Origin of the sequence: Caballeronia glathei, assembly GCF_000698595.1 — a bacterium.
GTDB lineage: Bacteria > Pseudomonadota > Gammaproteobacteria > Burkholderiales > Burkholderiaceae > Caballeronia > Caballeronia glathei.
Window position 1 is genome coordinate 68,133 of sequence record NZ_JFHC01000006.1, and the last position, 13,619, is coordinate 81,751.

A 13,619-nucleotide genomic window follows, 5' to 3' on the forward strand; every position below is an offset into this window, starting at 1 on the left:
CCCGTCCGCTACACGACGGCGCTGCCGTCGGAAGACTGCACGCCGAGCGCGTTGCTCGCAAGCTCGAAGGCGCTGTTGCGCCCTTGCTCGCCTTCGTGCGCGGGGTTGATCCTGCCCGTGATCGCGCGGAAGTCGCCTTCGTCCGCGAGTTCGTTGCAGCCGCGCGATTGCCAGTACCAGGCGGCGACGAGCGCGGCGGTGTCGGCGTCGTTGCGCACGAGCTCCGGGTTCGCGACGAGATCGACGCCGATGGCCTCTCCGGCACTCGCGAAGTTCGCCTTGAAGGTGAGCTGGATCAGACCGGAGCCGCGATAGGTCCAGCCGTCACCGCTCGCGGCCGGACCGTTGCCGTGCCGGTTCTGATAGACGATATTGGCCAGTTGCTGCTGGCGTGCGGGCGGCACGCAGGTCTCGCCGGGCTGCCGTCCGAGCGCGCTGCATTGGGCCGGCGTCAGCACGGAGAACACCGCATCGAGACGGTCGGCCGAATAGTTGAATCGCTCCGCGATCGGCGGCAGCGGGAACGTGCCGCTCTCATAGGCGAGTTGCGCGAGAAACGCGGCCTGCCGCGCGGGGGTGTTGATCTGAAACCGCTCCATTGCACTCATGACTGGCGCGAGCCAGAAATCGGCGCTCGCCTGCGAGGCGCCTGTCGCCGCCATGAACGTTGCCTGGTCCATGCTGTTCTCCACATCAGAAAGCCATCCGGCACACCGTCACCGCGCATCGGGCAAGGTGTGAATCAGCGAAGTGCCGCAAGGCCAGTGTTGGAGTGGACCGCTTTTTTGGGGTGGTTTGCGACGGGCCACGTGCGCGATCCGGGGGAAGGTATCGGACGACGGCCTGATTATCGTTTTAGCACGTAACGTACGGTGCGGCATCGACTGGATGAGCGCATATGAGGCATTCATCACACTGCGGAAGTTCTACAATGAAAGTCGAAGCACTGGTGTCGTTCGTTACCCGAAATGACGCGTGCGCGAATGATGACGCAATCATGCGTGCCGCGAGGCGCAAGGGCAGTTAAGCGGATGTTCAATAGCCGGTCAGGCCGTGCTCATCGTGGGCGCGGCCGCCACGCTCTCGTGCGATCCGCAAGGAGTCTTCGATCATGGACGATCGTGAATCATGGGTGAGGGTGCGCGCCGGGCAGCCGTCGATGGCACGCAGCGCGACGCAGGCGAAGCGCGCCGGCGAGGGCGACTCCATCGCGCAACACGCGCCCGCACCCGCGCGTGCGGGCGATGCCCGCCAGCGTTCCCTGCTGACCCTGCAGATGCAATACGGCAACCAGTACGTCGCGCGCATGCTGAGCCGTTCCGCGAGCGAGGGTTCGATGGACGATGTCGAACGCTCCATCGATTCGGCGCGAGGAGGCGGACAGGCGCTCGATCATTCCGTTCGCAGCCGCATGGAGCCCGCGTTCGGCGCGGACTTCAGCGGCGTGCGGGTGCATACCGACGCGCGCGCCGACGAACTGAACCAGACCCTGAGCGCGCGTGCGTTCGCAACCGGGCAGGACATCTTCTTCCGGCAGGGGCAGTACGACCCCGGTTCGTCGAACGGGCGCGAACTGCTTGCGCACGAACTCACGCACGTGGTCCAGCAGAACGGCCCGGGCGTGCAGCGCAAGATGACGGTGAGCGAGCCCGACGATCCGCATGAAGCCGAAGCCGACGCGATGGCGCGCGCGGTGATGCGCGACGAACACGAGCCGGGGGTGAACCGCGAGATGGCGCTCGACCGTCAGCCCGAAGCGCCGGCCGGGGACGAGGACAAGAAGGAGGAGACGCTTTAGCACGCACGCTGCGTGCGCTAGAACCTCGACGGACGATAGGGCGAGGGATCGGTGAACGGCGTTTCGCCGCTCATCATCTCGGCGAGCAGACGCCCCGTGACCGGCCCGAGCGTCAGGCCGTGATGCGCATGGCCGAACGCGAACCATAATCCCGCATGGCGTCCTGCCGGGCCGATCACGGGCCGCATGTCCGGCGTGCACGGGCGCAGGCCGAGCCACGGCTTGTCGTCGAGACGCTGCCCGAGTCCGAAGACGGGCCGCGCCGCGCGCTCGGCGAGATCCAGCTGTACCGGGTTCGCCGGACGCTCGCGCGAGGCAAGTTCCACCCCCGTCGTGAGGCGCAGGCCGCGCTTCATCGGCGCGACGACGTAGCCCGCTTCGATATCGACGACCGGACGCAAGAGCGGCGCGTCCGCTTCGCTTGCATAGTGCATGTGATAGCCGCGCTTCGCCATCAGCGGCATGCGGTAGCCGAGCGGGCGCAGCACGGCATCGGACCACACGCCGAGGGCGACGACCGCCTCCTGCGCCTCGACTACGCCGTCCGCGGTGCGCACGCGCCAGCCGCGGCCGGTCGCCTCCAGCGTGAGCGCATCGCCTCGCAGGATCGTGCCGCCCTCGCGTTCGAAAAGGCCCGCATAGCCCTTAGTCAGCGCGCCGGGATCGGACACGCTCTTCGGATCGGCCCAGTGGATCGCCCCCGCATAGCCCGGCGCGAGCGATGCCTCGGCGCTGCGCAGCGCCGAGGCATCGAGGATCGAGACGTGCAGGCCGTGCGCCGCCGCGATGCGTTCGGCATCGGGCGCTTCCTTCTCGAACGACGCGCGCGAGCGATAGGCTTCGAGCCAGCCTGTCGGCCGCACGAGTTCGCGCAGGCCCGCGCGGTCGATGAAGGCGTCGTGCTCGGCCACGCACCGCGCGACGAGCGGCAGCATGTCGCGTGCGGCCGCCTGCAGGCGGTTTGGCGCCGATTCCCACCAGAAGCGTGCGAGCCACGTTGCGTACGAGGGCAGCGAGCGCAGGTCGTAGCGCAGCGCGGTCGAATCGTTGCGCGCAAAGCGCAGCACTGTGCGCCAGTCGCGCGGAAACGCATACGGCACCACCGACGACGCCTCGATCAGCCCCGCATTGCCGAAGCTCGTTTCCTCGCCCGGCGCGCGCCGGTCGACGAGCACCACATGCCGCCCGCGCTGCTGCAGATGCAGCGCCACGCTGACACCCACGATGCCCGCACCGAGCACGATGACGTCCTGAGCCATAGGTTCCTTGTCGGGGTCCGTGAAGGGGCGCCCCTTACTTCGCGATGATGTCGCGCTTGAAATACTTCTGCGAGAGCTGACTCAGCGTGCCGTCCTTCTTGAGCCCGTCGAGCGCCGCGACGATCTTCGCCTTGAGCGCCGTGTCGCCCTTGCGCAGGCCGAAGCCGGTGCCTTCGCCGAGCGTCGCCGGATCCGAGACGGCCGGCCCGGCGAAATCGAAGTCCTTGCCTTCGGGCTTCGCGAGAAAGCCGTCGATCGCAGTCTGCACTTCCTGCACCGCGCCGTCGAGCCGGCCGGCCGCGAGGTCCGCGAAAATCTGGTCCTGGTTCTGGTAGGTGACGACCTGCACGCCTTCCTTCGCCCAGTGCTTGCGCACGAAGTCCTCCTGCGTCGAGCCCTGCAGCACGCCGACCGACTTGCCTTTGAGGCTCGCGGGAGTCGGCTGCAGTCCCGAGCCGCGCTTCGCGATCATCTGGATCGGCATGATGTAGATGGGCGGCGTGAAGTCGATGGCCTGGCGGCGCTTGGCCGTGATGTTCATCGCGGAGTTGATGACGTCGAACTTGCGCGCCTGCAGCGCTGCAATGAGCCCGTCGAAACTGTTCTCGACCCACACGCACTTCATCTGGAGGCGCTGGCACACCGCGTTGCCGATGTCGATATCGAAGCCCTCCAGCTGACCCGACGCTGTCTTGCTCTCGAACGGCGGGTAGGACGCCTCGACGCCGAATCTGAGCGTCTGTGACGCGGGCTGCGCCTGCGCGGTGCCGCCGATCGTGAAGGCGAGACTCGCTGCGAGCGCGAGGCAAAACAATTTCCGGTTCATCGTGGTCACCGTGTCGTGTGTTGGAAGACAACGCGCGGCGAATGCCGCAGGCGTGACATGAAATATAGACCATAAATAAAATAAAAGTCTAGAATGGACAAAAATGTCTACACCGAATCGAGGAGTTCCGGACATGAACGATTTACTTAATTCCGCTGAATCCGCGCCGCTCGTCGCCGATGAAGCGCAGGTGCGCGCGGCCTTGCCCGCGCTCGACGTGCGCGGTGCGCTCGCGCGCATGTTCGGCGCGCTCGGGCGCAGCGCCGCCGTGCAGCCGCCGCAGACGCTCACGCTGTTCCCGCAGCAGGCGGGCGACTTCATCACGTATCTCGGCGTGCTTGCAGAAGAAGAGGTGTTCGGCGCGAAGCTCTCGCCGTACATCGCGACGGCCGGTGCGCCGGTGATCACGGCCTGGACGGCGCTGATGTCGATGCGCACCGGCAAGCCGCTGATGTGGTGCGATGCCGGGCTCCTCACGACAGAGCGCACGGCCGGCACGACCGCGCTCGCCATCGGATATCTGGCGGCGAGCACGAGCACGCGGCTCGCCGTGATCGGTTCCGGCGCGCTCGCGCTCGCCCATGTGCGGCACGCCGCGCCGCTGCGCGCGTGGGAGAGCATTCGCGTTCATTCGCCTGCGCTTTGCGGCAGCGCGGCGCGCGAGGCCGATGTTCTCGCGGCCGATCCGCGCGTCACGATCGCGCAGTCGGTGGCCGACTGCGTGCGCGATGCCGATGTCGTGATGCTCTGCACGTCGTCGGGCACGCCTGTCCTCTCGCTCGACGATCTCACCAGGCCCGCGCTCGTCACTTCGATCAGCACGAACGTCGCGCGGGCTCACGAAGTCGATCCGGCGGCGCTGCCCCGGCTCGACGTCTATTGCGACTATCGGCGCACCACGCCGGGCAGCGCGGGCGAGATGCTGATCGCGGCGGAGCAGCACGACTGGTCGCCCGAGGCGATTCGCGGCGACCTGGCCGAACTCGCGAACGGTGCGTGCCCGATGCCCTCGTACGATCGTCACGTGCTGTTCCGCTCGATCGGACTCGGGCTCGAGGACATCGCCGTCGCGCATGCGCTCTACGCGCATCTGCATGCGCTTGCGCGCGGCCCGCGCGCTGTATGATCGACCACCGCTTACCGCCTCTCATGTCCACTGCGATGCGAAAACGCAAGTCCCCGGCCAAGAACCCGCCCGCGCGCGCCGCGCTCCTCGAGCGCTACGCGCATATCGCCGACAGCATCACCAGGCTGTTTTTCCCCTATGCGGAAGTGGTGATCCACGACCTGACCGATCAGACCGTCGCGTACCTGTCGAACAATCTGTCGAAGCGCGAGGTAGGCGACGAATCGGCGCTGGAGGATGTCGAGGAAACGACCCGCGACAAGCTGCTCGGTCCCTACGAGAAAGTGAACTGGGACGGCCGCCGGATGCGCTGCGTAAGCACGGCGCTTTTCGACGATGCGGGACAGGCCGCGGGCGTGATGTGCATCAACTTCAACATCGCGGCGTTCGAGGAGATACGCTCGACGCTCGATCTGTTCCTGCGTGGCTCGGGTGTCGTCGCGCAGCCGGTCGAGCTCTTCAAGGACGACTGGCAGGAGCGCATCAACACGTTCCTCCACGGCTGGCTGCGGGAGCGGCAGATCGCGCTCAACTCGCTCACGCGCGAGCACCGGCGCGAACTGGTCGAAGCCCTGCACGCCGAGGGCGCGTTCAAGGGCAAGAGTTCGGCGAATTACGTCGCGAAGGTGCTCGGCATGGGGCGCGCGACGGTGTACAAGCATCTGCGGGAGATGAAGCAGGGAATGTAAGGCACGGTGCCCGGCGGCGCCAGGCGCCAATGCGGCGCCAATTTTGAAATCTGGTTGACCATCCGCGTGGCCGGTTTATCCTTGCGTGTGCGCGAGAGACGCATTCACACATAAAAGGAGGCGCCGTGTACGTCAACCACGAGGTTTTCAACGACGCGGACCGGCACGCCGCGGCGCTTCGCGGCTGGGAGCAGCGCTACGACCAGATCGGCGCGGGCGTGTTCCAGAGCGCGGTCAAGCAGGTTGCCGTGGAAGGCGTGCAGGTGTTCCAGGAGGCGGCGAACGTGCGCGTGGTCCAGCGCGGCGCGCTGCCTGCCGGCTACACCACGTTCGGGCTCGCGCTGGGCGGCAGCGCGCCGTTTTCGTTTCGCGGCGCGAGACTCGACCAGGACGCGATGGTCATCACCGCGGGCGCGAAGGAGTTCATGCTGCATTCGCCGGCGGACATGTCGCTCGTGGGCGTCGCGATCGACCCGGGCGTGCTGCGGATGGTCGCGGATGCGGCGGGCATCGACGTCGAGGACGATCTCTTTTACCGCGACGTCATCGACATTCCGCGCGCAGCCGGCATGCGCGTGGGCCGGCGCCTCGTCGAGACGATGGAGCGCGTGCTCGCGCAACCGGCGCTGCTCGGGAACGCGCAGGCCGAGCGCCGCTTCGCGCACGACGTCGCGGAGGGCATCCTCGATCTCATCACCTACCACGTTCCCGGCCAGTCGAACCGCCTCACGCACGCCTGCCAGAGCGAGATCGTGCGGCGCAGCCACGAGCTCGTGCTCGCGAGCCCGGAAGAGCCGGTGTCGATATTCGATCTGTGTTCCGCACTGCGCGTAAGCCGCCGCACTATTCAAAACAGCTTTCAATCCATTGCTCAGACGAATCCCGCGAACTACCTGCGTTCGGTGCGTCTCGCGCAGGTAAGGCGCCTTCTGCTCGCGTCGCGACAGAGCGACGTGCCCGTGAGCGAAGCCGCGGCCTGCTGGGGTTTTACGCATCTCGGCCATTTCGCGCGCGATTACAAGGCTCAGTTCGGCGAGCTGCCGTCGCAAACGGCGCGGCGTCTCTAGCATCGCCCGAGCTCGCGCATCTCTCTTTCACCCGACTTTCGGCTATCCCAAATCGGCAACGACGCTTTGCCGTTCCTGGAGCGACCATCTTTTTTCCTCGTCTTAGAGTCTGTCCACGATAGACACAGACGGAGGAGAAACGATGAAGCGCAGACGGCTGGCCGCCTCGATGGCGGCGGTATTGTCTGGTGTGCTCGCGTGCCAGATTCAGGTGCACGCAGCGGAGAAGCCCGAAGAACTGACGGTCGCCAAAGTCCCGCCCTACAGCCCGCACCAGGTTTTCGTCCCTGACATCTCGTTCTCGAGCATGACGGACGCCCGCGTGCACGTGTTCGACGCAGACAGCAACCGGTTTCTCGGCCAGATCGACGCCGGCTTCGGCCCGGGCTTCGCGATCTCGCCGGACCACAAGACGAGCTACGTCGCGACGACCTATTTCTCGCGCGGCGGACACGGCGCGCGCACCGACGTGGTCGAGCTGATCGACAACAGCACGCTCGACGTGACGGGCGAGATCGTGATCGCGCCGAAGCACGGCCAGCACGTGCCGTCGCCGTACAACACCGCGCTCTCCGACGACGGGCGCCTGCTGTACGTCGCGAACATCACGCCGTCGACCTCGGTGACCGTCATCGATACCGCCGCGAAGAAAGTGCTCGGCGAAATCGACACGGACGGCTGCGTGCTCGCGTATCCGAGCGGCAACGACCGCTTCTCCGCGCTGTGCGAAAGCGGCAAGGCGCTCACCGTCACCGTCGATGCGGCGGGCAAGGAAAAGAGCCGCAAGCTCTCCGACGCGTTCATCGACGTGGACAACGATCCCGCCTTCGTGAACGCGGTGCGCGACGGCAGCCGGTACTGGTTCACGACCTATCTCGGCAGCGTGCGCACCGCCGATTTCTCCGGTGAAGCACCCGTGTTCGGCGATGCCTGGCCGCTCGTGAGCGCGCAGGAGAAGAAGGCGGGATGGCGGCCGGGCGGCTTGCAGCAGACGGCGCTGCATGTAAAGAGCCACCGGCTCTACGTCGCGATGCACAAGGGCGTCGACGGTTCGCACAAGGACCCGGCCACCGAAGTCTGGGTCTTCGACACGACGACGAAAAAGCGCATCGCGCGCTGGGATCTCGCGAAGCAGAAGGTCGATCCGCTGATCGCGATCCAGGTCAGCACCGACGATCGTCCGCTCTTCTACGGCATCACGCCGACATCCGATCTCGTCGTGATGGATGCGCAGACCGGCAAGCGCAAGCATGTCGAGAAGCAGCTCGGCTCGACTTCGACGCTGCTCGTCAATCCCTGAGGTGGCCGCCATGCTCGATCCCGTCATTCTCATGGTCTCTCTCGCGACGATCGCGATCGTCGTGCTGCTGGGCGCCGCGGCCAAGCTGCGCGAGCCCGCGAAGTTCAGCGACACGCTCGCGGCGTACCACCTGCTGCCGCCGTTCGCGCTGACGCCGGTGGCCTACGCGATCCCCGCGCTCGAAGCGCTCGGCGCGGTCGGCCTGCTGTTCCCGGCGACGCGTCTCGCGGCGGCCTGTGTCGTGATCGCGCTCTTCGCCGTGTTCGGCACCGCGCTCGCGATCAACGTCGTGCGCGGCAATACCGATATCGATTGCGGCTGCGCGGGCTTCACGGCTTCCACGCGCGAAGCGCCGAAGAAAATCGGCTGGTGGCACGTGGCCCGCGTGGCCGTGCTTGCCGCGGTCGCCTCGGCGGCGCTCGTCACGCAGGACCCGCGCCCGATCGTCTGGTTCGACTATTTCACCGCCGCCGCCGGCACGCTCTGCGCGGTCGCCGCGATGCTCACGCTCGACATGCTGCTCGCCAATCTTCCCAAGCTCGAATCCCTGAGGAACTCATGATGCAAACCGCCCTGATCATTTCCACCGCGCTCTCGTGGGCCGCGTTGCTCGCGCTCGGCGCGATCTGTCTCGCACTCGTTCGCCAGGTGGGCATTCTCTATGAACGCATGATGCCCGCCGGTGCCCTGATGATCGACAAGGGACCGGCCGTCGGCACGCTCGCGCCGTCGTTCGAACTGATGGACCTCGCCGGGCGCGCCGTGAAGGTGGGCGGCATGTCGGCGGGCGGGCGCAACACGCTCGTCTTCTTCCTCTCGCCGACGTGCCCCGTCTGCAAGAAGCTGCTGCCACTCCTGCCGTCGATCCAGTCGCGCGAAACGCCGACCGACATCGTGCTCGCAAGCGACGGCGATATCACGGAGCACGCCGCGTTCTATCGCAAGACCGGTCTCGCGCAGTTCCCCTATGTACTGTCGCAGGAACTGGGCCTTGCCTATCAGATCGGCAAGCTGCCCTACGCGGTGCTGCTCGACGACGAAGGTCGCGTGCGTGCGAAGGGGCTCGTGAATACGCGCGAGCATCTGGAGAGCCTTTTCGAAGCGAAGGAGCGGGGCGTCGCATCGCTTCAGGAATTCGTGCACGGCGAAAGCCACGGGCATGCACCGCACGCTCAGCACGAAAGTCACGCGTAACGAATGACAAAGACACGCGCAATGCATGCACGGGATGCATGCACAAGACATGCGCGGCTTTCACACATGGATCAATGAGCGAACAGGACGGCGTTTATGAAATGGCTGGACTCTTTTTTTGAACACTCGGCGCGAGGCGTCGCGCAGCGCAGCTCGCGGCGCAGCGCGATGGCCAAGCTCGGCAAGGCGCTGGTGGGCTCGGCGATGGTGCCGCTTTTGCCCGTTGACCGGACCGCCTATGCGGCGGAGCCGAAGAAGCCGGGCGCATCCAAGACCGACGACCCGACGAGCTGCGACTACTGGAAGTACTGCGCGATCGACGGATGGCTCTGCAGCTGTTGCGGGGGCACGTCGAGCAGTTGCCCGCCGGGCACGACGCCTTCGCCGATCACCTGGATCGGCACGTGCCGCAATCCGCACGACGGCTCGGACTACATCGTCTCGTACAACGACTGCTGCGGCAAGACGACATGCGGGCGCTGCTTCTGCAATCGCAACGAACGCGAGAAGCCGCTCTACAAGCTCTCGCTGAACAACGACATCAACTGGTGCATGGCAAACGGCAATTCGAATTACCACTGCTCGGTGTCGGTGCTGCTGGGAGCAACGAAGCAATGAGACTCGTCAACACGTTAATGGCCGCGGCGCTCGCATGCGGCTCGTCGTTCGCCTGCGCGCAGGCCGTGCAGTATGCGGGCGGAAAGGCGACCTTCGACGGCAAGTGCGTCGTCTGCCATCAGGCGGGCGGCAAGGGCATGGACGGGCTCGCGCCGCCGCTCGTCGAGTACCCGGGCAAGTACGCCGGTTCCGACGATGGCCGCAAGCATCTCGGGCATACGCTGCTTTCGGGCATGTTCGGGCCGATCAAGGTCAAGGACAAGAACTACAACTTCAAGATGCCCGCGTTCGCCTCGCTCTCCGACGCGGAAATCGCCGACGTCCTGAACTATGTCGTGTTCGATCTGAACGCGCAGCACGGCAACGCGAAGCCTTTCGATGCCGCCGAGATCAAGGCGCTGCGCGCGGCGCCCGTCGATGCATCCGCGGTGCATCAGCGCCGCGAGGGCGTCGTGAAGGGCCTCGGGCTATGAAGCGGGCCGCCGTCGCCCTCGCCGCCGTGGCGGCGCTCGCCGCGGACATGGCCGGGCTCGCGCATGCAGAGAGCTACGACGCGGCCCGCGCGAAGGAGGGCTGGGTGCTCAACTGCATGGGGTGCCACACGGCGGACGGCTCGGGCATTCCGGGCAAGGTGCCGGCGTTGCGCAATTCACTCGGCCACTTCGTCGGCATGCCCGAAGGCCGCGAGTTCGTGATGCGCGTGCCGGGCGCGGCCAACTCGGCCTTGAGCGACGCGGAGCTCGCCAACGTACTGAACTGGGTGCTCGACACGATGAATCCGGCAACACGCCCCGTCGCGTTCAGGCCCTACACCGCGGAAGAAATAGCGGCGCACCGGAGGCCCGCGCTCACCGACGTCGCGAAGACGCGCGCGGGCCTCGTGAAAAGACTGCAGGCGAACGGCATCACAGCCGTCCCTGAACATTACTAGGAAAGAAGAGGAGACACGATGACGGACCAGAACACCCAGCATCCGCTCGCGATGCTCGATTCGACGCGCGCGTTCATTGCCGCGCCCAGGCGCATGCTGATCGACGGCGAGTGGCGCGAGAGCGAGACCGGCGAAACGATCGACGTGATCAATCCCGCCGACGCCAGCGTGCTGTGCCGCGTGCCGGGCGCGAGCGAGCGCGACGTGGACCTCGCGGTGCGCGCCGCACGCCGCGCCTTCGACGACTCCGCCTGGTCGCGCATGAAGCCGACCGACCGCGAGCGCCTGCTGCTCCGCGCCGCCGATGCGATCGAAGCGCACGCTCGCGAATTCGCGGAGCTCGAAGCGCTCGACAACGGCAAGTCGGCGGCGGTGGCCGAAGCGCTCGACGTGTCGATGGCGGCGCAGTGCTTTCGCTACATGGCGGGCTGGGCGACGAAGATCGAGGGCAGCACCGTCGATGCGTCGATTCCCTATAGCCCGTCGAATGCGTACTTCGGCTATACGAGGAAGGAAGCCGTGGGCGTGGTCGGCGCGATCATTCCGTGGAACTTCCCGCTCCTCATGGCCGCATGGAAACTCGCGCCGGCGCTCGCGGCGGGCTGCACGGTGGTGCTGAAGCCCGCCGAGGATACGCCGCTCTCGGCGCTGCGCCTCGGTGAACTGCTTCAGGAGACGGGCTTTCCGGCCGGTGTCGTGAACATCATCACCGGCTACGGCAGGACCGCAGGCGCCGCGCTCGCGAAGCACCCGGGCCTCGACAAGATCGCGTTCACCGGCTCGACGCCGACCGGCAAGGCGATCGGCCACGCCGCGCTCGACAACATGACGCGCATGTCGCTAGAACTCGGCGGCAAGTCGCCGGTGATCGTGCTGCCGGATGTCGACATCGAAAGGGCAGCGGAGGGCGTCGCCAATGCGATTTTCTTCAACTCGGGGCAAGTGTGCACGGCGGGCTCGCGCGTCTACGTGCACGAGAAGGTGTTCGACCGCGTGATGGAACGTGTGGCCGCAATCGCGGATTCGATGAAGCTCGGGCCCGGCCTCGATCCGTCGACGCAGATCGGGCCGCTCGTCTCGGCGCGCCAGCTCGATCGCGTGCTGGGCTACATCGACGCGGGCCACGCCGAAGGCGCGCGTGCGATCGCAGGCGGTGCGCGCGGCGACGGCACGGGCTTCTTCGTGAAGCCGACGGTGCTCGTCGACACCGATCATTCGATGCGTGTCGTGCGCGAGGAGATCTTCGGGCCGGTGCTGGTCGCGATGCGTTTCAGCGATACCGACGCGGTCGTGAAGCAGGCCAACGACACGCCCTACGGCCTCGGCGCGAGCATCTGGTCGAACGATCTCGCACAGGTCCACAAGCTCATCCCGCGCATCAAGGCGGGCACCGTGTGGGTCAATTGCCATTCGCTGCTCGACAACGCCGTGCCGTTCGGCGGCTTCAAGCAGTCGGGCTTCGGGCGCGAACTCGGCCGCGCGGCGCTCGACATGTACACCGAGACGAAATCGGTGCTGATCAATCATGCGTAAGGACCATCCGATCGTGCGTATTGCAAGAGGCCCCGCAAGACAACCCGCAAGACGCTCCGCACGAGGCAACGCGAGGTACGGCATCGCCGCGGCGGCGCTGCTCGGCATCTCGACGTGCGCATCCGCGCAGAGTTCGGTGACGCTCTACGGCAGCGTCGATGCGGGGCTCACCTACACGACCAACCAGCAGTTCACGCGCGCGGACGGCACTGTCGGCTCGGGACACGGCTGGCAATTCACGGGCGGCAATCTGGTGCCGTCGCGCTGGGGCCTGCTGGGCGTCGAGGATCTCGGCGACGGGCTCAGGGCCACGTTCATGCTGGAGAACAGCTTCTATACGGGCACGGGCAACTTCGTGCAGGGCGGGGCGCAGTTCAACCGGCAGGCGTGGGTAGGGCTCGCGAAAGACGGCTTCGGCACGCTGTCGCTCGGCCGCCAGTACGACTCGTATTCCGACTTCCTCGGGCCGTACGTGTCGAGCAACAACTGGGCGACGCTCTACGGCTCGCACATCGGCGACGTCGACAACCTCAACGAGGCGTTCAACTTCAACAACGCTGTCAAATATGTGAGTCCGGACTGGAACGGCTTCACGCTCGGCGGCACGTACAGCCTCGGCGGCATCGCCGGCGATTTCGCGCAGAACCGCGGCTATTCGTTTGCCGCGACCTATGCGCGCGCGCCGGTGTCGTTCAGCGCGGGTTACCTGAACCTGCGCAACCCGCTCGATGCCGCGCTGGGCGGCAGCACCGGCTACATCGGCGACTTTGCGTGCAGCAACCCGTCGGCGCTCTACTGCCAGTTGCAGAACGCCGACGCCCTCAAGGCCTACGGGGCGGCTGCGTCCTACGCGATCGGACCGGCGACCATTGCGCTCACCTACACGCACAGCCTGCTCGATCACAGCCGCTACTTCGCATCGAGTGCGCAGCCGAACGGCCGCAACGTCGGCTTCGATATCGGCGAGCTGAACGTGACGTATGCGGTGTCGCCGTTCCTGCAGCTGGGCGCGGCGTACATCTACAACGTCGCCAAGGTGGACGGCGGGTCGTCGACGCGATTTCACCAGGTGAACCTCGGCGCGAACTACGCGCTCTCGAAGCGCACGGCGCTCTATGGCGTGGCGATCATGCAGAAGGCGACAGGGGCGGGCATCGGCATCGATCCGGTGACGGGGGCGGCCGCGAACTACGCGCAGATCCCGAACCTGCCGAACTCGAACAGCGACCGGCAGTTGTCCGTGAGCCTCGGCGTGCGGCACAACTTCTGACGGCGCGC

15 protein-coding genes are annotated in these 13,619 nt (G+C 66.4%); 12 read left to right on the forward strand and 3 right to left on the reverse strand.

Annotated features, from left to right (window positions below; translation table 11 throughout):
* Positions 1-8: 8 nt before the first annotated feature.
* Positions 9-680 carry a glycoside hydrolase family 19 protein gene (locus BG61_RS06490; RefSeq protein ID WP_035930193.1) on the reverse strand — a complete coding sequence of 224 codons (672 nt, stop codon included), beginning with the start codon at positions 678-680 and terminating at the stop codon, positions 9-11.
* 431 nt (positions 681-1,111) lie between these two features.
* Here BG61_RS06490 and BG61_RS39170 point away from each other — a divergent pair, with 431 nt between their 5' ends.
* On the forward strand, positions 1,112-1,798 hold the full coding sequence (locus BG61_RS39170; RefSeq protein ID WP_051672327.1) for an eCIS core domain-containing protein: 687 nt from the start codon (positions 1,112-1,114) through the stop codon (positions 1,796-1,798).
* Between the two features lie 17 nt (positions 1,799-1,815).
* Here the strand turns inward: BG61_RS39170 and BG61_RS06500 are convergent, their stop codons facing one another.
* Both BG61_RS06500 and BG61_RS06505 read right to left on the reverse strand, forming a co-directional pair.
* A complete protein-coding gene (locus BG61_RS06500; RefSeq protein WP_035930189.1) occupies positions 1,816-3,057 on the reverse strand; it encodes an NAD(P)/FAD-dependent oxidoreductase in 1,242 nt (413 codons plus the stop codon).
* Positions 3,058-3,091: 34 nt separating this feature from the next.
* A complete protein-coding gene (locus BG61_RS06505; RefSeq protein ID WP_035930609.1) occupies positions 3,092-3,883 on the reverse strand; it encodes an ABC transporter substrate-binding protein in 792 nt (263 codons plus the stop codon).
* 133 nt (positions 3,884-4,016) lie between these two features.
* Here BG61_RS06505 and BG61_RS06510 point away from each other — a divergent pair, with 133 nt between their 5' ends.
* From BG61_RS06510 to BG61_RS06560, 11 genes are all read left to right on the forward strand, one after another.
* Complete coding sequence (locus tag BG61_RS06510) at positions 4,017-5,009, forward strand: ornithine cyclodeaminase family protein (protein WP_035930186.1); 993 nt, start codon at positions 4,017-4,019, stop codon at positions 5,007-5,009.
* A 23-nt stretch (positions 5,010-5,032) separates the two neighbouring features.
* Complete coding sequence (locus tag BG61_RS06515) at positions 5,033-5,698, forward strand: helix-turn-helix transcriptional regulator (RefSeq protein ID WP_370818062.1); 666 nt, start codon at positions 5,033-5,035, stop codon at positions 5,696-5,698.
* Positions 5,699-5,823: 125 nt separating this feature from the next.
* Entirely contained in the window at positions 5,824-6,765 is a 942-nt protein-coding gene (locus tag BG61_RS06520; RefSeq protein ID WP_035930172.1) for a helix-turn-helix domain-containing protein, read from the forward strand.
* A gap of 142 nt (positions 6,766-6,907) precedes the next feature.
* Complete coding sequence (locus BG61_RS06525) at positions 6,908-8,065, forward strand: amine dehydrogenase large subunit (RefSeq protein WP_035930170.1); 1,158 nt, start codon at positions 6,908-6,910, stop codon at positions 8,063-8,065.
* 10 nt (positions 8,066-8,075) lie between these two features.
* The gene (locus tag BG61_RS06530; protein ID WP_035930606.1) at positions 8,076-8,627 is read left to right on the forward strand and encodes a MauE/DoxX family redox-associated membrane protein; all 552 of its coding nucleotides are present in this window, start codon (positions 8,076-8,078) and stop codon (positions 8,625-8,627) included.
* A complete protein-coding gene (mauD, locus tag BG61_RS06535; protein WP_035930166.1) occupies positions 8,624-9,259 on the forward strand; it encodes a methylamine dehydrogenase accessory protein MauD in 636 nt (211 codons plus the stop codon). Before BG61_RS06530 ends, mauD begins: the two co-directional genes overlap by 4 nt.
* A gap of 96 nt (positions 9,260-9,355) precedes the next feature.
* Positions 9,356-9,877 carry a methylamine dehydrogenase light chain gene (locus tag BG61_RS06540; RefSeq protein ID WP_035930165.1) on the forward strand — a complete coding sequence of 174 codons (522 nt, stop codon included), beginning with the start codon at positions 9,356-9,358 and terminating at the stop codon, positions 9,875-9,877.
* On the forward strand, positions 9,874-10,350 hold the full coding sequence (locus BG61_RS06545; RefSeq protein WP_035930162.1) for a c-type cytochrome: 477 nt from the start codon (positions 9,874-9,876) through the stop codon (positions 10,348-10,350). The genes BG61_RS06540 and BG61_RS06545 overlap by 4 nt, the downstream gene beginning before the upstream one ends.
* Entirely contained in the window at positions 10,347-10,808 is a 462-nt protein-coding gene (locus tag BG61_RS06550) for a c-type cytochrome (RefSeq protein ID WP_035930160.1), read from the forward strand. The genes BG61_RS06545 and BG61_RS06550 overlap by 4 nt, the downstream gene beginning before the upstream one ends.
* 18 nt (positions 10,809-10,826) lie before the next feature.
* Positions 10,827-12,341, forward strand: a complete 1,515-nt coding sequence (locus tag BG61_RS06555) for an aldehyde dehydrogenase family protein (RefSeq protein WP_035930158.1) — start codon at positions 10,827-10,829, stop codon at positions 12,339-12,341.
* Positions 12,342-12,423: 82 nt separating this feature from the next.
* Positions 12,424-13,611 carry a porin gene (locus tag BG61_RS06560; protein WP_232256099.1) on the forward strand — a complete coding sequence of 396 codons (1,188 nt, stop codon included), beginning with the start codon at positions 12,424-12,426 and terminating at the stop codon, positions 13,609-13,611.
* Positions 13,612-13,619: the final 8 nt, after the last annotated feature.